The sequence below is a fragment of the Paenibacillus oceani genome, assembly GCF_014705615.1.
GTDB lineage: Bacteria > Bacillota > Bacilli > Paenibacillales > NBRC-103111 > Paenibacillus_AB > Paenibacillus_AB oceani.
Map to the genome: position 1 here is coordinate 97,555 of NZ_JACXJA010000007.1, position 24,653 is coordinate 122,207.

The following is a 24,653-nucleotide window of genomic DNA, read 5'->3' on the forward strand; positions in this document are numbered from 1 at the left end:
GCAGCTTGAACGACGATGTCTCGATAAAGCGACGATAACACGTTACACGTACGTTTCGGAAAAAGATCATGATTCCGGGTGGTGCAGGTTGGACGGATTATTGAACATACTCATCCATATTTACGCATTTACCGCCGCAGTACCGTTTTTATGGTTTTTCATCCTGTGGATCGGAGTATATCTTTGGCGCAGGGATACCAAAAAAGCGACGAAGCTGGCGATGGACGTAACGACTTTGCTGCTCATCGGTTCGGTTCACGCGATGTTTTTGCAAATTTTTCATTCCGATTTCGGCTTTTTTCTAATTTTACTTTTCTTTTTAATCGGCTACGGGCTTGTCGGCAATTTCCAGTATCGGATGAAAGGCAAGCTGGACCATGTCAAAATCGTCCGGCTGTTATGGAGGCTAGGCTTCCTTTGCCTTAGCGTCGTTTATTTGTTGTTTTTGGTCGTCGGTCTTATCAAATCGATCGTATCCGTTTAACCCGTTCCGCAGCGTTAGCCGCAGTAAGCCGCTTCTTGCAATCCGCGTGATTGCAGAAACGGCTTTTTTGCTTTGCTTTACATATTTTAGCCGCTGCGGGGGAACTTAAAAAGGAGAAAAGATGTCCTGCTTTAACGCTGAAAAGCTTGCTCTGTTTAACGCTTCAACGATTTTCGCTATTCGTGCAGTAAAGAAAGAAGCGGTGTCAAGATCAATATATTGCACGTTTTCGTTCAATATAATGCGTGGTTTTTTGACTCCGAGGGAAGTATATTATTTCGTGTATGACAAAAGGTAGAGAAAAAAAGTTTCATGAACAGGGAGGAACATTTGTGAAGATTAAGGGGTTCAACAAATCTGTAATCGTTTTCACGAGTATCGTTCTGCTTGCGGGAACAGCGCTGGTTGGCTGCGCGAAAAAGTCCGAAACGGGCGCAGACGGTGCGGCCGCCGAGCAGAAGTTTCGGATGCTGATCGCTTCCGAGCCGCCTTCACTCGATCCGGGCCTGGCCCAGGACAACAACTCCTCGACGGTGCTTCGTCCGATCTACGACGCCTTGACCCGTATGGACGAAAAAGGCGAAGTAAAACCGGGCGCAGCGGAGAAGTGGGATGTCTCGGAAGACGGCTTGAAATACACGTTCCACCTTCGCAAAGACGCCAAATGGTCCAACGGGGACCCGGTTAAAGCGAGCGATTTCGAATTCGCCTGGAAGCGCGTGCTTGATCCGGGGATGACGCCTCCGGCTCCATATGCGTACCAGCTGTACTACATCAAAAATGCGGAAGAATACAACACAAAGAAAATTACGGACGCCTCCCAAATCGGAGTGAAGGCGAAGGACGACTTTACGCTTGAAGTCGAACTGAAATCGCCGACGCCGTATTTTCTCAGCCTGGTTGCCTTCTACACCTATATTCCGCTTAACGAAAAAGCGGTGAAAGCGAATCCGAAATTCGCATCCGAGGCGGCTACGATGGTCACAAACGGACCGTTCCTGCTGAAGGAATGGAAGCATAACGATTCGTTGACGCTTGTCAAAAACGACCAGTATCATTCCGCCAAAGACGTTAAGCTGACCGAAGTAAACATGAAAATTATGAACGACCCGGGCACGATGCTGAACATGTACAACACGAACCAGATCGACTGGGCCGGCCGTCCGACCAACGAATTCCCGGTTGATCAGCTACCGATGCTGAAGAAGGACCCGAAGATCAACCTGCAAATTAAAGGGATCGCATCGACGTATTATTACGAGTTCAACACGAAAGCCGAGCCGTTCGACAATGCGAGCATCCGGAAAGCGTTCGCCATGTCGATCGACCGCAAGGCAATCGTAGAGAAAATTACGCAGGGTGACCAGCAGCCGGCCTACGGTCTTGTCCCTCAAGGCATCCGCGGCGAAAGCAAAACGTTCCGCGAAGAAGTGAAGGACGACTACTTCAAGGAAGATATTGCCGAAGCGAAGAAGCTGCTTGAGCAAGGGATGAAAGAAAAAGGCTACTCGAAGCTTCCGGCGGTTACGCTGATCTATAACAAAAGTGAAGCGCACAAAAAGATTGCGGAAGCAGTCGTCGATATGTGGCGTCAAAACCTCGGCATCGACGTCAAGCTGGAAGTGCAGGAGTTCGGCGTCTATATCAAAAACCGTCAAAACGGCAACTTCCAAATTGCGCGCGCAGGCTGGGGAGCGGATTACAACGATCCGATGACCTATATCGATCTGATGATGACCGGCGGCGGCAACAACAATTCGAAATATTCGAACGCGGATTACGACAAGCTGATCAAAGATGCGTACGGCACGTCCGATCAAGCAAAACGTATGAAGGCGATGGCGCAAGCCGAGAAAATCATGATCAACGACATGCCGATTATGCCGATTTATTACTACACCGGTATTTGGGCTCAAAAAGATTACGTGAAAAACGTGTTCGTCGATTACAAAGGCGACGTCAACTTCATCTACGGCTCTATCGAGAAGAAATAATCGGGTCACCATACAGGTTGGAGTTCCCATTCGGGGTATATAGGGCGTCTTATATATCCCGAATTTTTTTGTGCAGGCATGGAAAATGCTGCAGTTGGACAGAATGAGACGTTATTGTTTACAATAATTAAAGAGTTATGTTAACTAATTCGCTATTCACCGAAGCTGGCTGACATGCTTCGTATTTTGTTCGGGAGGTGCGCGATTTGGTTCGCTACTTGCTGCGAAAGCTGGTTTTTGTAGTCATCTCCTTGTTCGTACTGGCTTCGGTCACGTTTTTTCTGATGAAGGCGATACCGGGTGATCCTTTTACGTCGGAGAAAGCAGTACCGCCTGAAATCAAGGCGAACTTGATGGCCCATTACGGCTTGGACAAACCCTTATATGTCCAATATGCCGCATACATTAAAAATGTCGCTTCGTTCGATCTGGGCATGTCGATGAAATGGCAGGGCCGTTCGGTCAACCAAATTATCGAAGGCGCGTTCGGTTATTCGCTTCGCCTTGGCCTGCTGGCTGTCGTAACCTCGGTTACGATCGGCGTGCTTCTGGGAACCGTCGCGGCGCTCAGACACCGCAAGCTGCTCGATAACGTCGCCATGATCGTTGCGGTTCTCGGGGTGGCCGTACCGAGCTTCGTTATGGCTACGCTGCTTCAATACTTATTCGGGGTGAAGCTCCCGCTGTTTAATGTCGCCGGGTTAAACGAGCCGCTGGATTATGTGCTGCCCACGCTCGCTTTATCGTTTATGCCGATCGCCTTTATCGCCAGGCTGACGCGTTCCAGCATGCTGGAGGTGCTGCAGTCCGATTTCATCAAAACGGCGAAGGCCAAAGGTCTTTCCGGATCGGTTATTACGGTCCGGCATGCTTTGCGCAACGCCATTCTGCCTGTTGTCACCTATTTGGGACCGCTTGCAACGAGCGTTATTACCGGATCGGTCGTCATCGAGAAAATTTTCGGGATTCCCGGCTTAGGCAAATATTTTGTCGAAAGTGTGGAAAACCGCGACTATACGCTTATCATGGGCCTGACTTTGTTTTACGGAACGCTGCTGATGAGCGCCCGCTTTTTTACGGACGTGGCCTATGGTCTCGTAGACCCGCGCATTAAATTGACCGGTGGAAAGGAGAAGGCATGATGAAGGAACATTCGGTCCCAGGCATGCCGGAGACGGTGACGCCGGATCAATTCGAGAAACTGGATCACGAGAGCAGGCAAGGGGAGAAGATCGTCCGTGAAAGCTTGTCCTCCTGGAAAGACGCATGGCTGAGACTGCGGGCGAACAAGCTCGCGATGACGGGTCTCGTCATCCTGATCATTCTTGCGTTTATGGCCGCTTTCGGCCAGATGATGACGCCTTACGACTATTATACGAACGACCTGAACAATACGAATCAGCCTCCGTCGGCCGAGCATTGGTTCGGTACGGACGATCTCGGACGCGACATGTTCGCGCGGACGTGGATGGGCGCTTCGATCTCGCTGCGCGTCGGGCTGTTCGCCGCTGTGATCGATTTGCTGATCGGGGTTATTTACGGCGGCATCATGGGCTACTTCGGCGGCCGAATCGACGAAGCGATGAATCGTTTCTCGGAAGTGATGGATTCGATTCCTTACCTGCTTATCGTTATTATGTTCGTAGTTGTATTTGAACCGAGCATGTACACGATCATCCTCGCGCTGGTCATAACCGGATGGATCAAGATGGCCTGGATCGTCAGGGGGCAGGTCATGCTGCTAAAAAACCACGAGTATGCGCTCGCCTCGCGTTCGCTCGGAGCCGGCTTCTCGCGGATTTTGTTCCGTCATCTGATCCCGAACGCTTCCGGTCCAATTATCGTGACGCTGACGCTGACCGTGCCTCAGGCGATTTTCGCCGAAGCGTTTCTGAGCTTCCTCGGTCTTGGCGTCAACTCCCCGGCGGCTTCCTGGGGGACGATGATTTCCGACGCGCTTTCGTCCTGGATGTATATGCCTTGGAGATTGTTCTTCCCGGCCGTACTGATCAGCTTGACGATGTTTGCCTTTAACGTATTCGGAGACGGCTTGCGCGACGCATTTGATCCGAAGATGAAAAAATAACCGGCTTATCGATTTTTGAAACAATGGAAGGGAGGAGTGCCTGATGGAACCGATCTTGGACGTACAAGATTTGCAGGTATCGTTCCGCGTTCGCGGCGGAGAAGTTCAAGCGGTGCGCGGCGTCAGCTTTCAGGTCGGCAAGGGGGAAGCGGTGGCGATCGTAGGCGAGTCCGGCTGCGGCAAAAGCGTTACCGCTCAAACGATCATGCGGCTCATCCCGTCGCCCCCCAGCATCATCAAAGGCGGCGAGGTCCGTTTCCTGGGCCAGGATCTGCTGAAAAAGTCGGAGAAAGAGATGCAGCGCATTCGCGGCAAAGATATCGGCATGATCTTCCAGGACCCGATGACCTCGCTGAACCCGACGATGACGATCGGCCGGCAAATCGCCGAAGGGCTTATCAAGCACCAGAATATGAGCGCGAAGGCGGCGGACAGCCGCGCGGTGGAGATGCTGCAGCTCGTCGGCATTCCGAATCCGGAATCGCGCATCAAGCAATACCCGCACGAATTCTCCGGCGGGATGCGTCAACGGGCGATGATCGCGATCGCGCTTGCCTGCAATCCGGCGCTGCTGATCGCTGACGAACCGACTACCGCTCTTGACGTTACGATCCAGGCGCAAATCTTGCGGCTGATGAAAGATTTGCAGAAAAACTTGGGGACGTCCATCATCCTGATTACTCACGATCTGGGTGTAGTCGCCGATATGTGCGATAAAGTGATAGTCATGTATGCAGGCAAAGTGGTGGAGGCCGGCACGAAGTGGGAGATTTTCAAAAACCCGCAGCACCCTTATACGAGAGGGCTGCTTCGTTCGGTGCCCCGGCTCGATCAGCGGAAAGACGAGCCGCTCATTCCGATATTCGGCACGCCTCCCGATCTGATCAAACCTCCGGCCGGCTGCGGCTTCTGCGCCCGCTGTGACGACGCGATGCGCATATGCGCCGAGCGTGATCCGGGGACGACTACGATCAGCGACAGCCATCAGGTCCGCTGCTGGCTGACGCATCCGCTTGCCAAGGAGGTGGCGCAATGAGCCAGCCCTTAGTGGAAATCCGCAATTTGAAAAAATATTTCAATATCGGTAAAGGCCAGACGCTGAAGGCGGTCAACGACATCAGCTTTAATATCAAGCAGGGCGAGACGCTGGGTGTCGTAGGCGAGTCGGGCTGCGGCAAGTCTACGGCGGGACGTACGATCTTAAGATTGTACGAGCCGACCGAAGGCTCCGTTCAGTTTAACGGAACGGATATCTACTCCTTGTCGGGCTCGAAGATGAAGGCGCTGCGCCGGGAGATGCAGATGATTTTCCAGGACCCGTACGCCTCGCTTAACCCGAGGATGACGATTACCGATATTATCGGGGAAGCGCTGGACATTCACAAGCTGAGCGGCAGCAAGGCGGAGCGTAAAAAGCGTGTAGAGGACCTGCTCGATCTGGTCGGGCTGAATCCAGACCATGCGACGCGGTATCCGCACGAGTTTTCCGGCGGACAACGCCAGCGGGTCGGGATTGCCAGGGCGCTTGCCGTTGATCCGAAGTTCATTATATGCGATGAGCCGATATCCGCTCTGGACGTGTCGATTCAGGCGCAGGTCGTGAATTTGCTGCAGGAGCTTCAGCGCAAAATGGGGCTGACTTACTTGTTCATCGCACATGACTTGTCGATGGTCAAGCATATTAGCGACCGTGTGGCGGTGATGTACCTGGGCAAGGTCGTAGAGATCGCACCCAGCGAAGAGCTGTACGCCTATCCGACTCATCCGTATACGAAGGCGCTGCTGTCCGCCATCCCGATTCCCGATCCGGAAATCGAAGCGACGCGGGAGCGGATCGTACTTACCGGCGACTTGCCGAGCCCGGTGAATCCGCCGAGCGGCTGCAAGTTCCGGACCCGCTGTCCGCTCGCTACCGAGAAGTGCGCAAGCGTGGAGCCGGAGCTGGTGGAAGCCCGTCCGGGCCATTTTACGGCTTGCCATTATGCTTAAGTATTAACCGTCGTGTATTAAGCCGAATCGATTGCGAGCACCCGGTAACGGCCTTTTAGCCGCCGCTGACGGGTGCTTTTCGGCGTGAGCGCGCGTTTGCTTCTTTGGTCTGCGAACGGCGTTAACGAAACGGTTCCGAAAGACGTATCTTTTTTTGACGAATCGGGTTCGGACGTGTACAATCGAAGTAGTTTTGCCGCGAAAAATGCACGACATCTTACGATGAGGGGTTGCCGCTATGAAAATGGAACGTTACCGATGGGCGCCCGGACAACCGATTACGCGGGATTACATACATGATTTCGCATCTGTAGCTTCTCTGTACGAGTTTAACCCTTGGGAGGAATCCGGAGAACGGGAACGGGTTGCCTGGCTGGACAGGGAAGACAGGCCGGAGGCGGATCGGGAGGAGCTCGTTCGGACGCTGCTCGCCTATAATAAGAAGATCGGGAACGCAGCCGCGGCGCTCGATCGGATCGAATCGCTGCGGGATCGCGGAACGCTCGTCGTGGCGGGCGGCCAGCAGGCGGGATTGTTCACGGGGCCGCTGCTCGTGCTCTACAAGGCGATCACGATTTTGACGGAAGCCCGCAGAGCGTCCGCGAGACTCGGCAGGGAAGTCGTGCCGGTCTTCTGGATTGCCGGAGAGGATCATGACGTAGACGAGGTCAACCATACCTACGTGCTCTCCGATACGCTCGCCGTACATAAGATTAAGTTGAATGCGGAAGCAGGCGTCAAAACTTCGGTCAGCAGGTGGAACGTGCCGAAGGAAGCCTGGGACGCTGCCCTTGCGCAGCTCGAACAAACGCTGATGAATACCGAGTTCAAGCCGGTGCTGATGGAGAAGCTCCGGGCGATCCTCGCGGATTCGGACAGCTTGACCGACCAATTTGCCCGGACACTCGCCTGGCTGTTCGGGGAGCACGGCCTTGTCTTCGTCGATTCCGACGACCCTTCGCTCAGGCGGCTGGAGTCCGGGTTGTTCCGTTCGATCGTCGGACGGCAAGCCGAGCTAAGCGAGACGGTGATACAGGCCAAGAGCCGTCTTGAAGAGGCGGGATACAAAGCTCAAGTCGAGCTTCACTCCGATCAGGCGCACTTGTTCGTTTACGATGATGCGGGAGAGCGGATCTTGCTGTACCGGCGGGACGGATTGTTCGTCGACCGGAAGGGGACGGTGTCGTTCACAACGCAGGAGCTGGAGCGGCTGGCCGAGGCTGAGCCTCACAGGCTCAGCAACAACGTCGTGACGAGACCGCTGATGCAGGACTATTTGTTTCCCGTCTTGTCCACGGTGCTCGGCCCTTCCGAGATCGCTTACTGGGGCTTGCTCCGCGAAGCGTTCCGGCTGTTCGGCTTAAGGATGCCGGCGCTCGTCCCGAGACTGGAGTTTACGCTGCTTGAAGGGACGATCCAAAAGCAGATGGGCAAGTTCGGACTCGAGTTCGACGATGTCGTACGCCGTCTGGACGACAAGATGAACGGCTGGCTGGCGGCCCAGGGCTCGGTTGAGGTGGAGAAGCTGTTCGCGGATGCAAAGGCGAAGTTCAGCGATCTGTACGGCCCGGTTGTGGATACGGTGGCCGGACTGAATCCGGGGCTGAAGAAACTTGCGGAGACGAATCGGAGCAAGATCGTCGAGCAGATCGAATTTCTCGAAGCAAGGGCGGCGGACGCGTTCCGCTCCCAGCACGAGACGTCCTTGCGTCACTGGGAACGGATTCGCCAATCGGTACTGCCGCTGGGCAAGCCGCAGGAGAGAGTGTATAATGTGTTTCAGTACTGGGTGAAATACGGCGGCGGCTGGCTGCAGCAGTTGGCCGAAGAACCGCTATCCAGCGACGGCGATCACCGGATTGTATACTTTTAAGCGGATAGAGCCAAAGAATCAACCTACATTCAAGGAGGCCATTATTAGAATGAGCACAAAGGCACAACAAAACTCGATTATTACCGATCTGTCCCTGGCTAAGGACGGTCACCTGAAAATTGACTGGGTACAAGCTCATATGCCGGTATTGAACCGGATCCGCGAACGTTTTGAGCAAGAACAGCCGTTCAAAGGTTTGAAAGTGGCGATCTCCCTTCACTTGGAAGCGAAAACCGCTTATCTCGCCAAAGTTGTACAAGCGGGCGGCGCTGAAGTAACGATCACGGGAAGCAATCCGCTGTCCACGCAGGACGATGTGTGCGCGGCTCTCGTCGAAGACGGCATCACGGTATTCGCCAAGTACAATCCTTCTCCGGAAGAGTACAAGCAACTGCTCATTCATACCTTGGAAACGAAGCCGGACCTGATCATCGACGACGGCGGCGACCTCGTAACGATTCTGCACTCGGAGCGTCAAGATCTGCTCGCGCAAGTTCGCGGCGGCGCGGAAGAAACGACGACCGGTATTCTCCGCCTGAAAGCGATGGAGAAGGAAGGCCAATTGAAATTCCCGATGGTGGCGGTTAACGACGCCTTCTGTAAATATTTGTTCGACAACCGTTACGGTACCGGCCAATCGGTTTGGGACGGCATCAACCGGACGACAAACTTGGTAGTGGCGGGTAAAACGGTCGTTGTCGTCGGATACGGCTGGTGCGGCAAAGGCGTAGCGATGCGTGCGAAAGGCCTCGGAGCTAACGTCATCGTTACGGAAATCGACGCGATCAAAGCAGTCGAAGCGTACATGGACGGCTTCGCGGTTATGCCGATGGTCGAAGCTGCCAAGGTCGGCGATTTCTTCGTAACGGTAACAGGCAACCGCGACGTTATCCGCGGCGAGCATTACGAAGTGATGAAGGACGGCGCGATCCTGTCCAATGCAGGCCACTTCGACGTAGAGGTGAACAAGCCGGAGCTGGAAGCTTTGTCGTCTTCCAAACGTACGGTTCGCCGCAATATCGAAGAGTATGCGCTGAAAGACGGCCGCAAAATCTACATTTTGGCGGAAGGCCGTCTGGTCAACCTCGCGGCTGGCGACGGACATCCGGCCGAAATTATGGACATGACGTTCGCGCTGCAAGCGATGTCGCTCAAATACGTAAACGACATGTACAAAGAAATCGGCAGCAAAGTCGTGAACGTTCCATACGAGCTGGACGAGCAGGTTGCCCGCTTCAAGCTGGAATCGCTCGGCTTCGGCATCGACAGCTTGACCGAAGAGCAAAAATCGTACCTCGACAGCTGGGTGGAGCATTAATCTCCCGCTGTAATCCGAACCTAAACCAAGCCCTTCCTGATCCCAGGAGGGGCTTTTTGTCACAAGATCAGGAAGTTTAAGTTATTCACCGCGGTTATGCGGAATAGGGGTTCCTTGCTTTATGCTGTCGGGTCAGCGATGTCACAAAAGCTGCCTATCGTTTGTTATCGTGGCCGTTCGGCTCTTTGTCCTGCAGCTGTTTGGGGGGGAGGAGTCGCAATAGGAGTGGTTTGCAGCCTTTATTTGGTCAGAAAACCGGCTGGGACGCGGAATAAGAAGCGGTTTGAAGCTGCTATATCCGCGAGAAAGGCGCAGCCCCCTTCAAGTGGGGGAAATAAGGGGTACAAACCGCCGCTTTTTGTCTATTTCCTCCCAAAATGCCGATAATAGAAGGTGGCTGAGACTCTTATCTGGTTGGGTAGCCTGTACAGATAGCGCCCGTGAAGCCAACGCGATCGGTTCGAATGAAACTTGTTTACGGGCGTCGGCGTCATTCGGAGTCGAGTTGTTCTGGAACACCCTCAACAACGACCGGCTGGAGCGAATGGGCCCGACCTTCCGCGCTCCAACATGTGGGTTTGCACGTCAAAGACCGTCCGGGAGATTTGAAGTTACCGGACGGTTTCTTATTTCGATTCGCATCTCACAACGGAGCGCCTCCGGGAGAAGCGGCCGTCAAGGGACCGGACGATCCTGCTCTCCGATCGCCCGCATGCCGGCGATCGTATGCTTCGTCTCCTCCGTACCTAGCTCGTACAGCTTCCGGTACACTTCGGTCAGCGCATAATCGTAGCCGTCGTGTTCGGCGTCCTGATGATACGGCACGCCCGGCAGATGGGCGCGAAAGGCCGAAGCGTTGTCCTGATCGCTCAGCATCCCGAACTGTTCGATCAAATCGTCCACTTCCGGTTCCGTTGCGAAGATCTCGAACTCGTAGGCGGCGTCCCCCTGATTCTCCAGCACAGATCCGGCCTGAACCGAGACGTAGTATTTTTTCTTATCCACCGGGTAACACTCCCTTCATTATACATAAAACCAAAGCATGACGGCGGCGACCACCGCCAGGACGGGAAACACCACATAAGCGATTACGATCGGATTCGCCAGAAACGGATGCTTGGCGGTTGTCGCATTCGTATTTTGGTCGAACCTGCCTTCTCGCTGCTTTCGGCCCGCAATAACGGTAAGTACGAAGCCGACAGCCGATACAAGTACAATAAGCCAGGCGAGGTACGTGATCACGCGCAAAACTCCTTTAAGTCGATATCGTTCCCAATATTGTTATCCCATAACAGAGGGGACTTTATTCGCCGGGAGAGGAATCCGTACGGATTGCTCAGCAACCGCAACCGCAACCGCAATCCCCTCTGCAAACCCCTCAACTGCCCCCCTCAGCAAACCTCATATCTTGCCGTCTCTTTTTTTCCAAATCTTTGCAACCTTAAGCGGATTTGACTCGTTTAGGGAGTGGCGGCGCTTTCATCTGCGATTCACGCTGTCAAAATAGGGTAGACCTAGGGGGAATAGATTTGAGCGGATTCAGAAGGGGACGTAAGACGGGAACCGTTTTGCTGGCGGGTTGTCTGCTGGCCGTCGGCTTGCTGGCCGGGTGTGGGTCGGCGAAGGAGGCAACTGACCAGGCGATGAATTCGGAGTCGGCGCCGGCACCGACGATGGCAGCCAAACAGGAATCGGCCCAGATTTTCAATGCCAACGATTCGGGCACGGCGGCAGGAGCGGCGGAGCAAACAGACAGCATCCAAGCAACATCCGGCATGACAAACGTTCAATCCGGGGCGGGAGCGCCGGCTTCGGTTCCGGGCGCTGCTCCAACCGGGCAGCAACCCGCGTCGATCGACCGGCAAATCATCTACAAAGCGAATGTGACGATGGAGGTAGCGGAGTACGGCAGCGCCCATACGGAGATTAACAACCTGGTTCATTTGTCCGGCGGTTACCTGCTCCAGTTTTCCGAAAACCGGACCGACTACGAGCAGAGCGGCATCCTTGTCGTGAAGGTGCCGTCCAAAGGGTTCTCCGGATTTTTAGCCAATCTGGAGAAGATGAAGCCGAAGTCAATCCAGCGCAGCGTACAAGGCCAGGACGTTACGGAAGAATATGTGGACCTGACCTCCCGGCTTAAGGCGAGAGAAGCGGAGCTGGCAAGACTGTTTTCCTTTATGGACAAAGCGACCAAAAGTGAAGATCTGGTGACGTTCTCGAAGCAGATCGAGACCGTTCAGACCGAAGTCGAGCGGTTGAAAGGCCGGATGCGTTATTTGGAACAGAACGTCGCCTATTCGACCGTTGAGATTCGGCTGTATCAGAAAATCGAAAAAGCGAAGGTTGAAGCGGAGAAGGCGCAGGAGAGCGGCTTTGCAAGCAAGCTGGCCAAAGCGCTGAAAGGCAGCGCCAAGGTTGTGCTTGGTTTCCTGCAAGGGGTTGTAATCGTGCTCGCCGGGGCGCTTCCGGTACTTGCGGTGCTAGCTGTAGTCGGCATACCGGCAGCTACCATCTACCGGAGACGGAGAGCCCGCATGAAAGAGCTGGAGGAACGTTCCAGATCGATCCGCAGGCAAAACCTGTCCCAGATCGAGTCCGATTCAGAAGCGGATCGAGATGCGGATCACGACAGCAAGCCGCCGGCCTCCGATGCGTAAGCGCAGCCGACTAGTACAAATTGAAAACAATTGATAAATTATTTCAAAAATCCTGCTGCTTGCGGCAGGATTTTATTTGTCTATGGAGAATAACAAGTCAGAGTGGTGAAAAGTGGGTGAAAGTGGCGGGAAGGGGGAGACTAGCGGATGTTCATGGGGGAATACCAGCACTCGGTCGATGATAAAGGTCGAATGATCGTTCCCGCCAAGTTCCGCGAAGCTCTCGGAGCCGCGTTCATCGTCACCCGCGGGCTCGATAACTGCTTGTTCGTATATCCCAGGGAAGAGTGGGCCGTACTCGAGCAGAAGCTCAAAAGCTTGCCGCTTATGAAGGCGGACGCCCGCGCGTTCACCAGGTTTTTCTTCTCCGGCGCAACCGAATGCGAGCTGGATAAGCAAGGCCGCATCAATATCCCGAGAAACTTGTGCGAATACGCCAAGCTGGACAAGGACTGCGTCGTACTGGGAGTCTCGAACCGGGTGGAGATTTGGAGCAAGCAAGTTTGGGAAAGCTATTATGAGCAGTCGGAGGAGTCGTTTAATGAGATTGCGGAGAAGCTCGTCGACTTCAATTTTGATCTCTAACCTTGTCGATTTTACACATTTCGTACGATAGAATCGTCCGGCTGGCAATCGCTGCGCCGGACTTACAGGAGGGCGCAGTTTGTTCGAGCATGTGACGGTATTAAAGGAAGAATCGGTAGAAGCGCTGGCGATCAGGCCTGACGGCATCTATGTAGACTGCACGATGGGCGGGGCGGGCCACAGCTCGCTGATCGCTTCCAGGCTGGGGGAGCAAGGCCGGCTGATTGCTTTCGACCAGGACGATATCGCCCTGGAGAACGGCCGAATCGCGCTGGCTCCATTCGGTGAACGGGTACATATGGTCAAGAGCAACTTCAGATATTTGCGGAGCGTACTGGGCCGCCTCGATTTCGTACCGAAGAAGGACGGAGTGCCGCAGGTGGACGGGATCTTGTTCGATCTGGGTGTATCGTCGCCGCAACTGGATGAAGCGGACCGCGGATTCAGCTACAACCACGACGCCGAGCTGGACATGAGGATGGACCGGGATTCCGATTTGACCGCACGCGAGATCGTTAACGAATGGAGCGCGGAGGACATTGCCCGCATCCTGTTCGAGTACGGGGAAGAGAAGTTTTCGCGCAAGATCGCAAGAACGATTGAAGAAGCGCGGAAGTCGGCTCCGATCGAGACGACCGGCCAACTGGTGGAGCTGATTAAAGAAGCGATCCCCGCAGCCGCGAGAAGAACGGGCCCTCATCCGGCCAAGCGCAGCTTTCAGGCGCTGCGGATCGCCGTGAACGATGAGCTGGGCGCGTTCGAGGATGCGCTGGAGCAATCGATCCAGTGTCTCGCTCCGCACGGCCGTGTAGCGGTGATAACGTTTCATTCGCTCGAGGACCGGATCTGTAAGCACGCCTTCGCCAAATATGTAGAAAAATGCACGTGTCCGCCCGATTTCCCGATGTGCGTCTGCGGCACCAAGGGGATCGTCCGGCTTGTGCACCGCAAGCCGCTGCTGCCTTCGGACGAGGAACTGCAGCGCAATTCGAGAGCGAGATCGGCGAAGCTGAGAGTAGCAGAGAAGCTGCACGTCTAATCTGCATGAATATAACCAGGGGAACGCCCGAAGGAGGATGACACCCGCGTGTCGGCATATATCAACGGAAACTTGGCGATTGAACGGAAACCCGTCAAAAAGCCGAAAGGACAAGACCAGAAGAAAGTCGTGGTCAAACGGAAATCGATTCCGGTTCAGGAGAAGCTGCTGTATTTATTTACCGTCATCGTATGCGTCGTGGTGGCGGGTGTCATCATATGGCGTTACGCTCAAATCTATGAAATGAATACGAGAATTCAAAAGATAGAGAGTGAAGTCAAGGCGCTGCAAATTGAAAACAACAAGCTGAAGATGGAGATCACGAAATATCAAGACCCGAAAAAACTGCTCGATCAAGGAAAGTCGCTCGGACTTGTCCCGAACGAAGAGCTGAACCAGTTGACCGAGAGAAAGTCCCCCGCCGGCGATAGTCGCTAATGAATACGAGTGAGAGGACCGGGCCATGAATAGAAAAGTAAAACTGCGCACACTGCTGATAGGGGGATTGTTCACCCTATTTTTTATTGTCCTTATCGGTAAAATTTATTGGGTTCAAGTCGTAGACGCAAAAGAACTGATCAAAAAAGCGCAGGCGATGTGGGAGCGCAACAAAATCCTTCAGCCGGTCCGGGGATCGATCGTCGACAGGTACAATCAGGTTCTCGCCGAGGACGGCGCTTCGTATACGGTCATCGTAAACCCGACGGCGATCGATAAGCTCAAAAACGCCCAGACGGTTGTCCAAGTGCTGTCGAGCATTTTGAACAAACCGGAAAACGAACTGATGGAAATGGTTACGAAGCAAAATAAGGACGGTGAGTTGTCCAGTTGGGTGGAAGTACGAAGCGAAGGCTGGAAGATTGACGCCGAGACGGCCGACCGGATCGCCAAGGCGCTTAACTTGCCCGAACCGATCAATAAGCAAGCCAATCTGTACACCCACGGCGTGTATTTGGAAGAATCGCAGAAACGGTACTACCCGGCGGGATCGATGGCTTCCCACGTGCTCGGGTATTTCGACAAAAACGGCAAAGCGGTGATGGGGCTCGAAGCCGCCTACAATGAGCTGCTGACGGGCAAGCCCGGCCATATCAGTACGACGAAAGACCGGATGGGCTACGAGCTGCCGGACGCGAAAGCCAGCTACGAGCCAGCCGAGGACGGCAAGACGCTGCAGTTGACGATTGACCGGAATATCCAGTCGTATATCGAGACCGCTTTGGAGAAGTCGTATAACGAATGGAAGCCGAAAAGCATGACGGTCGTGGCGATGAACCCCAAAACGGGGGAAATCCTCGGTATGGCAAACATGCCGACCTTTAATCCGTCCAGATATTGGGAGTCGGAAACGAAAAACTTCTACAACCATGCCGTAGGCTCGCAGTACGAGCCGGGATCTACGTTTAAGCTCGTAACTCTTGCGGGCGCCATAGAAGAAGGACTGTTCGATCCGAACGACAAGTTCCAGTCCGGCGGGATCGCCGTTTATGACCGGACGCTGAAAGACCATAATTTGAAAGGCTGGGGCAAAATTTCGTATCTCGAAGGATTAAAGCGTTCCAGTAACGTTGCTTTCGTCAAGCTGGGCTACGAGAAGCTGAAGCCGGACAAGCTGAAGGAATATATTACGCGATTCGGCTTCGGAGAGAGAACGGGCATCGATATTCCCGGAGAAACAAAAGGTCTGGTGCGTTTCAATTATCCTGTCGATTACGCAACCGCTACGTACGGGCAAGGCGGCGTCTCGGTTACGGCGATTCAGCAGATCGCCGCATATGCCGCGATCGCCAACGGCGGTAAGATGATGCAGCCGCACATCGTGAAAGCCGTGCTTGATCCGAAGACGAACGAGCCGGTTCAAACGTTCGAGCCGAAAGAAATTCGTCAAGTCGTATCGCCGGAAACTGCAGCAAAAGTAACGGAATATTTGGAGCAGGTCGTATCCGATCAGGAGATCGGTACGGGAAGAAATGCTTATATCGAAGGCTACCGGGTAGCCGGCAAGACGGGAACGGCGCAAAAGGTTATCGACGGCAAATATTCGACGGAGAAATGGCTGATTACGTTCGTCGGATACGCGCCGGTCGAAGATCCGAAAATAGTGGTTCTCGTACTGGCCGACGAGCCGGAACTGCACGGCAATTACCATAACGGCGGTCTGGTCGCTCCTCCCGTATTTAAAGAAATCGTAACGCAAAGCTTGCGTTATATGAACGTCTCGGCAACCGTCAAGCAGGAACTGTCGGGTATCGACAAAAAAGTGGTCGCCCCCCAAGTGGAAGGCAAACTGCTTATAGAAGCGAAGAAAGATCTGGGTGATTCGAAAATCAAGTACGATGTGCTGGGCAAAGGGGCGTCCGTTGTAGCCCAATTTCCCGAAGGCGGTACGGAAATCGGACCGACGCAACGAATCTATTTGGTAACCGAGGAGAAGGCGGGGATGGATCTGCCTAACCTGCAGGGCAAATCGCTGCGCGACGCGCTCGCCGTCTGCTCGTTTCTGAAAGTGAACTGCCAGGTGACCGGCGAAGGTTATGTCGCCTCGCAAACGTTATCTGCAGACGAAGGCGGACAACAAGTCGCGGTGCTTCAGCTCGTTCCTTGGATCGATCTGGAGAAAGCGAAGGCGGAGGCGGCCAAATTGGCGGCCAAGACCGAAACCGCGAACAAACAGCAGCCAGCCAATTCTGCGAAAAATAGCGATCCAAAGCAAAAGACGGACAAAAAACAGTAAGAAAGCTAGCGAAAGAGCTTGTTCTAACCCCCCTCACCCAGGAATAGCTATGTTATGAAACGTTCTAGCTATTTCTGTAGATAAGATCTAGCAAGCTTGATCCGAAAAAGGAAGGCGTACGAGCTGCGGCTGACGATTTCGGAGGAAAGCGTGAGGGGGGCTCTCTTCGTGAAAGTATCCAGTGTTACCGTTCGTCGCAGATTGTTTATTGCGCTTCTCGGAAGCGGGATTATTTTTGCCGCGCTTGTTCTGCGTCTGGCTTACGTCCAGCTATGGATCGGCGGGGATTTGGCGGAGAAGGCGGAAGATTCGTGGCGCCGCAACATACCGTTCGCCGCAAAGCGGGGCGATATTTTGGACCGGAGCGGAGTACGTCTGACTTACAACGTCAGTTCTCCGTCCGTCCTGGCCATTCCCGCCCAGATCCAGGACGCGCGCGGCACGGCGAGGGAACTGGGCCGTGTGCTGCAAATGAATGAAGATGAGATTTACGCGACGATTACAAAAAAGCAATCCAGCGTCTATATCCGGCCAGCCGGGCGTAAAATGACCGAGGAGAGGGCTAAGGAAGTCCGGGAGCTGAATTTGCCGGGTATCGAGGTGGCTGAGGACAATAAGCGGTATTATCCGTTCGGCTCGTTCGCTTCCCATATTCTCGGGTTTACCGGGATTGACAACCAGGGATTGACCGGAGTCGAGGCGGCTTATAATGCGGAGCTGCGGGGCATTAACGGAAGCGTGTCGTATTTGAGCGACGCGGCGGGGCGCTACATGCCGGGTACATCGGAGCAATACATCCCGCCCAAAGACGGTCTGAACTTGCAACTGACGATCGACAAAAACATTCAGTCTTTTCTGGAACGCGAGCTCGATCAGGCGATGGTCCAGCATCAGGCGAAAAACGCGATCGGCATCGCGATGGACCCGAATACCGGTGAAATTCTCGCGATGTCAAGCCGGCCGACGTACGATCCGACGAACTTTCGCGACTTTCCTTCCGAGGTGTATAATCGCAATTTGCCGATCTGGATGACGTACGAGCCGGGATCGACATTCAAAATCATTACGCTGGCGGCCGCTTTGGAAGAGAAAAAAGTGGATTTGAAAAACGAGCATTTCTACGATCCGGGCTTTATCGAAGTGGGAGGCGCCAGACTCCGCTGCTGGAAGCGGGGCGGACACGGCAGCCAGTCGTTTCTGCAAGTGGTCGAGAATTCGTGCAACCCGGGCTTTGTGGTGATGGGACAGCGGCTCGGCAAAGAATCGCTGTTTGATTATATCCGCCGCTTCGGCTTCGGGCAGAAGACCGGCATCGATATCGGCGGAGAAGAAAACGGCATTTTGTTCAAGCTGTCCCGGGTCGGCCCCGTCGAGCTTGCGACGACTTCGTTCGGCCAAGGCGTCTCGGTTACCCCGATTCAGCAAATTACCGCCGTGTCGGCCGCGATTAACGGCGGCAAGCTGTTCAAGCCGCACGTGGCCAAAGCGTGGTACAATCCGGAAACCGGCGAGAAAGTGAATAGCGTAGAACCCGAACTGGTCCGTCAGGTGATCTCCGAGTCGACCTCGAAGCAGGTGCGCGAAGCGCTGGAAAGCGTAGTGGCCAAAGGAACGGGACGGCCGGCGTTTGTAGACGGCTACCGGGTCGGCGGCAAAACGGGTACGGCGCAAAAAGTCATTAACGGCCGCTATTCGCCGGATGAGCATATCGTCTCGTTTATCGGCTTTGCGCCGGCGGACGATCCGAAGATCGTGATCTATGTGGCGGTCGACGATCCGGCTGGCATTCAGTTCGGCGGTCTCGTCGCCGCTCCGATCGTCAAAAACGTAATGAGCGATGCGCTGCGTTACATGGGCGTTGAGCCCCGCAAAGACCAGATCGAGCGGGAATACCGGTACGGCGAGACGAAGCTGGTGGAAGTACCGAATCTGATCGGACATTCGGTCAGCGATTTGTATGAGAATATGAATATGAACTTCCGGCTGGAGAAGTTCGGCAGCGGCGACGAAGTGATCAGCCAGGCTCCTAAGGCGGGCGACCGTGTGGAACAGGGCACTACGATTCGGATTTATATGGGAAATCACCCGGAATCGTGATTGCAAGGGGGAGGTTTTGGTCTATAATAGTTATGGCGATTCGTAGACATACAGAGTAGGCTCTGTATGTCTACGAATCGCCACATCGAAAACATAATCTCAGCGTTCAAAGCAACGTTTCATAGAAGAGCCATTCCTTTTTACTATAACGGCTTCAAGGGGGGACATTTATGCAGCTTCGGCAGTTCGCTTCTCTATTTGCCGCTTCCCGGCTGACGGGAGATGCGGATACGTTCGTAACCGGCATTCAGACCGACTCCCGTAAAGTGCGGCCGGGCGATTTGTTTCTGTGCATACCGGGCCTCGTCAGCGATGGACACGATTTTGCCGCCAAAGCCGCTGAGGCTGGTGCGGCCGCTCTGATCGTTGAGCGGGACGTCCCGGTCCAGCTTCCCAAACTGTTCGTCAAGGATGCGCGGTTCGCGATGGCGGTAGCGGCCAGCTTTTATTATGGCTATCCGAGCCGGGAGATGAAGCTGATCGGCGTTACCGGTACTAACGGAAAAACGACGACGACGACGCTCATCGAATCCATTTTGCGGGATAACGGCTATCCGACCGGTCTGATGGGAACGATCAGCATGAAGATCGGCGATGAATGGTTCGAGGCGGAGCGAACGACGCAGGAGGCGCTCGAGCTGCAGATGAATTTGCGGAAGATGCGGGACGCCGGAGCGCAATACGCGGTTATGGAAGTTTCGAGCCACGCGCTCGAGCTCGGACGCGTGAAGGGCTGCAAGTTCCGGACCGCCCTGTTTACGAACCTGACTCAGGACCATCTTGATTTTCATCAAACGATGGAGCAGTACCGGGCCGCCAAAGGACTGTTTTTCTCGCGGCTCGGCAACGAGTTCACCGCGAATCCGGACGACGCCGTGTATGCGGTGCTGAATGCCGACGACGATGCCTCCGATTATTTGGCATCGCAAACAAGCGCGCAGGTGATCCGTTACGGGTTCGGCAAAGATGCCGACGTCCGGGCGACCGACATTAAGATGTCGCCGAAAGGCACGCGATTTACCGTATCGGCGTTCGGGGAAACGGCGGAAATTCAGATGAGACTGGTAGGCAAATTCAACGTATACAATGCGCTTGGGGCCATTTCATCAACTTTGCTGGAGCAGATTCCACTTTCAAGCATAGCGAATAGTCTGGATAGGGTGAGCGTCGTCCCCGGGCGGATGGAGACGGTGGAAGGGGATCACGAGTTTCTCGTTATCGTCGATTACGCGCATACGCCGGACGGCCTGGAAAATGCGCTTGCAACGATCCGCGAGTTTTGCGAAGGCCGGATTCTTACCGTATTCGGCTGCGGAGGAGACCGCGACAAGACGAAGCGCCCTGCGATGGGCCGTGTAGCAGCCCGCTACAGCGACTATGTGTTCGTCACTTCCGACAATCCGCGTTCCGAGCCGCCGGAGTCGATATTGGCCGATATTGAACCGGGCATAACGGCGGCGGGGCTCAGCCAGGACCGTTACGAACTTCTGGCCGACCGACGCGAAGCGATATATAAAGCAGTTGAAATGGCAAGCCCGAACGATGTAGTATTAATTGCGGGAAAAGGGCATGAATCATACCAGATCGTGGGCGGCGTCCAGCATCATTTCGACGACCGGCTTGTCGCCCAGGAAGCGATAAGGGGTAGATCGAAGTGATCATTCGTACGTTCGGCGAAATCGCCCGTATGGTAGCCGGGAAGGCGGTACACGGCGAAGGGTCGGCCGTCATCCGAGGCGTATCCAAAGATACGAGGACGATTCAGGCCGGCAATTTGTATGTTCCGATAATCGGAGAGAGGTTCGACGGGCATGAATACGCAAAAGAAGCTTACGCCAAAGGGGCTGCTGCCACATTGTGGCAGCGGGACCGCGGCGAGCCTCCCGAAGGCGTTCCGGCGATTCTCGTCGACGATGCGCTGGCGGCGCTGCAGCAGCTTGCTTCGCAGTACCGCGAGCAGTTGCCTGTCCGGATCACGGGCATCACCGGCAGCAACGGCAAGACGACGACCAAAGATATGATTGCGGCCGTACTGGCCGTCAAATATAACGTTCATAAGACGGAAGGCAATTTGAACGGTGATATCGGATTGCCGCTGATGATTTTGCAGATGGATGAGCGAACGGAACTTGCCGTATTGGAGATGGGAATGCGCGGCTTTCACGAGATCGAGCTGCTGACGCACATCGCCAAGCCGGAAGCGGCGGTCATTACGATGATCGGCGAGGCGCATATGGAGTACCTCGGTTCGAGGGAAGGGATCGCGAAGGCGAAGCTGGAGATTTTAAGCGGCTTGAAGCAAGACGGGGTGTTCGCCTATTTGGGCGACGAGCCTCTGCTGGACCGGCTGCTGCCGCATGTCCGCAAGCCTGCGTCCATGAACGTCGTCCGGTTCGGCGCAAGCGCAGGGAATGACCTGAGACCCACCGGGATCGAGATCGACGGAGACGGAACGAGGTTTACCGTGAACGGCGCGGAGGAGCCTGTCTTTTCTATTCCTCTGCTCGGCAAACATAATGTGGTCAACGCCATGGCCGCCGTAGCGATCGGACGTTACTTCGGGCTGACCGACGCCGAGATCGCGGCCGGGCTGTCGTCCATGAAGCCGACCGGCATGCGGATCGAACGGCTGACGGGCGTATCGGGAGTGACGGTGCTGAATGACGCGTACAATTCGAGCCCGGCTTCGACGCTGGCCTCTCTCGAGCTGCTCCGCGACTTGACGGGCTTCGGCCGGAAACTGGTCGTGCTCGGCGATATGCTGGAGCTCGGGGAGCACGATGTGCGATACCACACGGAGATCGGAGCGACGCTGTCGTCCGAACATTTCGATTGCGTGTTGACGTACGGTCCGTTATCCAAACATATGGCGGATGCGGCGGCTCCCTTTTTCCCGGAAGGCAAGGTTCGCTGGTTCGGGGACAAGGACCAGCTTGCAACTGTACTTGCGGGTTATGCGAAGCCGGACGATATTGTGCTGGTGAAAGGATCGAGAGGAATGCGGCTGGAAGAAGTCGTCCATCGCCTCATAGAACAGCAGCTGTAGAAGGGAGGGGGAACCGACTGTCATGGATATACGTGTTATCTTGTTTACAATGGGCGCCGCATTTGTGCTCGCGCTTATTCTCGGGCCCATCTGCATCCCGATCCTGCGGCGGCTCAAGTTCGGCCAGCAGATTCGCACCGACGGTCCGCAAGGGCATCTGAAAAAAGCGGGAACCCCGACCATGGGCGGAACGATCATCTTGCTCGCATTATCGATTGCCTTTTTACGGTTTTCCGACAAAACAGCGGAAGCGGTTATCCTGATTGTCGCCACGTTAGGATATGGCTTGATCGGCTTTTTGGACGATTATATCAAAATCTTGTTTAAACGCTCGCTCGGACTTACCGCAAGGCAGAAATTGTTCGGACAGTTGTTTTTCTCCGGCGTCGTATGTTACCTTTTATATCGGAGCGGGCACAGCACCGAACTGACGGTACCGTTCACCAATTTCTCGTTCGAGCTCGGCTGGTGGCTGTATGTGCCTTTTGCCGTTATCATGATGCTGGGCATGTCGAATGCGGTGAATTTTACGGATGGGCTGGACGGTCTGCTGGCCGGGACGAGCGCGATCGCTTTCGGCGCTTATACGATTATCGCCATGGTCACCTCCGAGATGGAAACCGCCTTTTTCTCGGCCGCTATGGTTGGCGCAGTGCTTGGCTTTCTCGTCTTCAACGCGCATCCGGCCAAAGTGTTTATGGGCGACACCGGTTCTCTCGGAATCGGCGGCGGGCTCGCCGCCGCGGCGATGCTGACGAAGTCGGAGCTGCTGATCCTGATCATCGGCGCTGTATTCGTGATCGAGATGCTGTCCGTCGTCATCCAGGTCATTTCCTTTAAGACGCGCGGCAAACGCGTGTTCAAGATGAGTCCGATCCATCACCACTACGAGCTCGTAGGATGGTCGGAATGGCGCATTGTTCTTACGTTCTGGCTGGCCGGTCTCGCTTGTGCGGCACTTGCGCTGTTTACTTTATAAAGGTGGGTTGCAAACCTATGAATCATCCCGAGTTTTACCGGGGCCGGGAAGTCGTCATCCTCGGCCTCGCGCGCAGCGGAGTGACGGTGGCAAAGCTGTTTCACGAACACGGCGCCGCCGTGAAGGTTAACGATATGAAGGAACGCTCTTTATGCCCTGAGGCCGACGAACTGACGGCTCTGGGTATTTCTGTTCTATGCGGGGGTCATCCGGATACGCTGATTCATCCGGGCGTGGCGCTCGTCGTCAAAAATCCGGGCATTCCGTACTCCATTCCTCCTATTAAGGAAGCGGAGCGTCTCGGCATCGAAGTGGTCACCGAGGTCGAGGTGGCGAACTATACGTGCGAAGCGCCGATTATCGGGATTACCGGGTCGAACGGCAAGACGACCACGACGACCTGGATCGGACTTATGCTGGAAAATGCCGGCCTGAAGCCGATCATCGCCGGGAATATCGGGATCGCCTTATGCGAGGCGGCTCTGGAGGCAACTCCGGACAACCGGATGGTCGTGGAGCTGAGCAGCTTTCAATTAAAGGGGACGGTGTCGTTCCGTCCGCGCATCGCTTGTCTGCTCAACCTGTGCGAGACCCATCTCGATTATCATGGAACGATGGACGATTATATCGAATCGAAGGCGAAGCTGTTTGCGAACCAACTGCCGGAAGACGTAGCGGTAGTCAATTTTGACGACCCGGAATGCAGACGAATCGCGGGCACCGTCCGTGCTCAGCTTGTCCCGTTTTCTATGAAGGAGCGGCTCCATCGCGGTGTATTTGTCGATCCACCGCTCGCCTCGCCGGAGGAAGCGCTCACGGAACGTCATCGGATCGTATACCGCGATGCCGCCGGTCAGGAAACTGTCGTGCTGCCGGTTAAGGAACTTGGACTTCCCGGCAAACACAACGCCGAGAACGCTCTGGCCGCTGTCGCAGTAGCCATGTCGGCGGGAGCCGGACTCGAGCCGGTCGTGAAGGCGCTCCGGGAGTTTCGGGGCGTTGAGCACCGTCTGGAATTCGTAACCGAGCGCGAAGGGATCGGGTACTACAACAATTCGAAAGCGACCAACTCGCTGGCTACGATCAGGGCGCTGGAATCTTTCGAGCAGCCGATTGTGCTGATCGCCGGCGGACAGGACCGGAAGCTGGACTTCCGCGACCTGCTGCCGCTGCTGCGCGAGAAGGTGAAAGCGGTCGTTTCGCTGGGAGAGACTCGCGATATCTTCGCCAGGCTGGCGGAGGAGGCAGGGATTAGCGCCGTAAAATCGGTCGATACTGGGAACAGTGCAGCCGATACGCTCGACGAGGCGGTCCACACGGCGCGGTCAATGGCCGCACCGGGAGATATCGTGCTGCTCTCGCCGGCCTGCGCCAGTTGGGATATGTTCGAGTCTTACGAGATTCGGGGACGCATGTTTAAAGAGTCGGTGCATAAGTTGTAGAGAGGGCTTGTTTACATCGACCGTTCGCCGGGGGGGGCGTGCTGGTGCGGCTGCGATAGTGCAAACTTGTATGAGAGATGTGATTGAAAGTCCAGGCTTGAAGGATAGGCTTCGCCCGCTTGTTGAAATGGTGTCCTTTTGGAATGGATGGTAGGGAAGGACACCCTTTCAAAGGCGGGACGTAAACTCTTCGCTCTATCCTTGCAATCCTTCGGTATTCCAGTTTCGCATACAAGTTTGAATGTTACTTGCAGCCCGCAACGGCACCGCCTCCCGCAGTTCCGGCGGAGAGAGTCGCTGCAAACAAGCCCAAGAGTGGGGAAGGAA

The 24,653-nt window shown here is 54.9% G+C and carries 20 protein-coding genes; 18 read left to right on the forward strand and 2 right to left on the reverse strand.

Annotated features, from left to right (window positions below):
• Nucleotides 1–88 precede the first annotated feature (88 nt).
• The 8 genes from IDH45_RS07375 to IDH45_RS07410 all read left to right on the forward strand — a co-directional run bounded on the left by IDH45_RS07375 (nucleotide 89) and on the right by IDH45_RS07410 (nucleotide 9,744).
• The gene (locus IDH45_RS07375) at nucleotides 89–484 is read left to right on the forward strand and encodes a DUF3397 domain-containing protein (RefSeq protein WP_223836453.1); all 396 of its coding nucleotides are present in this window, start codon (nucleotides 89–91) and stop codon (nucleotides 482–484) included.
• A 332-nt stretch (nucleotides 485–816) separates the two neighbouring features.
• A complete protein-coding gene (locus IDH45_RS07380; protein WP_317891164.1) occupies nucleotides 817–2,478 on the forward strand; it encodes a peptide ABC transporter substrate-binding protein in 1,662 nt (553 codons plus the stop codon).
• A gap of 206 nt (nucleotides 2,479–2,684) precedes the next feature.
• On the forward strand, nucleotides 2,685–3,620 hold the full coding sequence (locus IDH45_RS07385; protein ID WP_190926128.1) for an ABC transporter permease: 936 nt from the start codon (nucleotides 2,685–2,687) through the stop codon (nucleotides 3,618–3,620).
• A 23-nt stretch (nucleotides 3,621–3,643) separates the two neighbouring features.
• Complete coding sequence (locus IDH45_RS07390) at nucleotides 3,644–4,564, forward strand: ABC transporter permease (protein WP_223836467.1); 921 nt, start codon at nucleotides 3,644–3,646, stop codon at nucleotides 4,562–4,564.
• A 43-nt stretch (nucleotides 4,565–4,607) separates the two neighbouring features.
• The gene (locus IDH45_RS07395; protein ID WP_190926132.1) at nucleotides 4,608–5,600 is read left to right on the forward strand and encodes an ABC transporter ATP-binding protein; all 993 of its coding nucleotides are present in this window, start codon (nucleotides 4,608–4,610) and stop codon (nucleotides 5,598–5,600) included.
• Entirely contained in the window at nucleotides 5,597–6,553 is a 957-nt protein-coding gene (locus tag IDH45_RS07400) for an ABC transporter ATP-binding protein (protein ID WP_190926134.1), read from the forward strand. The genes IDH45_RS07395 and IDH45_RS07400 overlap by 4 nt, the downstream gene beginning before the upstream one ends.
• A 238-nt stretch (nucleotides 6,554–6,791) precedes the next feature.
• Nucleotides 6,792–8,426, forward strand: coding sequence for a bacillithiol biosynthesis cysteine-adding enzyme BshC (gene bshC / locus IDH45_RS07405; RefSeq protein ID WP_190926136.1), 1,635 nt, complete (start codon nucleotides 6,792–6,794; stop codon nucleotides 8,424–8,426).
• A gap of 49 nt (nucleotides 8,427–8,475) precedes the next feature.
• Entirely contained in the window at nucleotides 8,476–9,744 is a 1,269-nt protein-coding gene (locus IDH45_RS07410; protein ID WP_190926138.1) for an adenosylhomocysteinase, read from the forward strand.
• 675 nt (nucleotides 9,745–10,419) lie between these two features.
• Here IDH45_RS07410 and IDH45_RS07415 read toward each other — a convergent pair.
• Both IDH45_RS07415 and IDH45_RS07420 read right to left on the reverse strand, forming a co-directional pair.
• On the reverse strand, nucleotides 10,420–10,749 hold the full coding sequence (locus tag IDH45_RS07415) for a hypothetical protein (RefSeq protein ID WP_190926140.1): 330 nt from the start codon (nucleotides 10,747–10,749) through the stop codon (nucleotides 10,420–10,422).
• An 18-nt stretch (nucleotides 10,750–10,767) separates the two neighbouring features.
• Entirely contained in the window at nucleotides 10,768–10,986 is a 219-nt protein-coding gene (locus IDH45_RS07420; RefSeq protein WP_190926142.1) for a hypothetical protein, read from the reverse strand.
• A gap of 287 nt (nucleotides 10,987–11,273) precedes the next feature.
• Here IDH45_RS07420 and IDH45_RS07425 point away from each other — a divergent pair, with 287 nt between their 5' ends.
• The 10 genes from IDH45_RS07425 to murD all read left to right on the forward strand — a co-directional run bounded on the left by IDH45_RS07425 (nucleotide 11,274) and on the right by murD (nucleotide 24,326).
• The gene (locus IDH45_RS07425; RefSeq protein ID WP_190926144.1) at nucleotides 11,274–12,404 is read left to right on the forward strand and encodes a DUF4349 domain-containing protein; all 1,131 of its coding nucleotides are present in this window, start codon (nucleotides 11,274–11,276) and stop codon (nucleotides 12,402–12,404) included.
• A 147-nt stretch (nucleotides 12,405–12,551) separates the two neighbouring features.
• Nucleotides 12,552–12,989, forward strand: coding sequence for a division/cell wall cluster transcriptional repressor MraZ (gene mraZ, locus IDH45_RS07430; protein WP_190926145.1), 438 nt, complete (start codon nucleotides 12,552–12,554; stop codon nucleotides 12,987–12,989).
• A 79-nt stretch (nucleotides 12,990–13,068) separates the two neighbouring features.
• On the forward strand, nucleotides 13,069–14,028 hold the full coding sequence (gene rsmH, locus IDH45_RS07435; RefSeq protein ID WP_190926147.1) for a 16S rRNA (cytosine(1402)-N(4))-methyltransferase RsmH: 960 nt from the start codon (nucleotides 13,069–13,071) through the stop codon (nucleotides 14,026–14,028).
• A gap of 48 nt (nucleotides 14,029–14,076) precedes the next feature.
• Nucleotides 14,077–14,466, forward strand: coding sequence for a septum formation initiator family protein (locus tag IDH45_RS07440; RefSeq protein ID WP_190926149.1), 390 nt, complete (start codon nucleotides 14,077–14,079; stop codon nucleotides 14,464–14,466).
• Nucleotides 14,467–14,491: 25 nt separating this feature from the next.
• Nucleotides 14,492–16,762, forward strand: coding sequence for a penicillin-binding transpeptidase domain-containing protein (locus IDH45_RS07445; RefSeq protein WP_190926151.1), 2,271 nt, complete (start codon nucleotides 14,492–14,494; stop codon nucleotides 16,760–16,762).
• A gap of 168 nt (nucleotides 16,763–16,930) precedes the next feature.
• Nucleotides 16,931–18,859: a stage V sporulation protein D gene (locus tag IDH45_RS07450; protein WP_190926152.1), complete on the forward strand. Its 1,929-nt coding sequence runs from the start codon at nucleotides 16,931–16,933 to the stop codon at nucleotides 18,857–18,859.
• A gap of 170 nt (nucleotides 18,860–19,029) precedes the next feature.
• Entirely contained in the window at nucleotides 19,030–20,517 is a 1,488-nt protein-coding gene (locus IDH45_RS07455; protein WP_190926153.1) for a UDP-N-acetylmuramoyl-L-alanyl-D-glutamate--2,6-diaminopimelate ligase, read from the forward strand.
• On the forward strand, nucleotides 20,514–21,905 hold the full coding sequence (locus IDH45_RS07460; protein WP_190926154.1) for a UDP-N-acetylmuramoyl-tripeptide--D-alanyl-D-alanine ligase: 1,392 nt from the start codon (nucleotides 20,514–20,516) through the stop codon (nucleotides 21,903–21,905). Before IDH45_RS07455 ends, IDH45_RS07460 begins: the two co-directional genes overlap by 4 nt.
• A gap of 22 nt (nucleotides 21,906–21,927) precedes the next feature.
• Nucleotides 21,928–22,884 carry a phospho-N-acetylmuramoyl-pentapeptide-transferase gene (gene mraY, locus IDH45_RS07465; protein ID WP_190926156.1) on the forward strand — a complete coding sequence of 319 codons (957 nt, stop codon included), beginning with the start codon at nucleotides 21,928–21,930 and terminating at the stop codon, nucleotides 22,882–22,884.
• 17 nt (nucleotides 22,885–22,901) lie between these two features.
• Complete coding sequence (gene murD / locus IDH45_RS07470) at nucleotides 22,902–24,326, forward strand: UDP-N-acetylmuramoyl-L-alanine--D-glutamate ligase (RefSeq protein WP_190926160.1); 1,425 nt, start codon at nucleotides 22,902–22,904, stop codon at nucleotides 24,324–24,326.
• The last annotated feature ends 327 nt before the right edge of the window (nucleotides 24,327–24,653 follow it).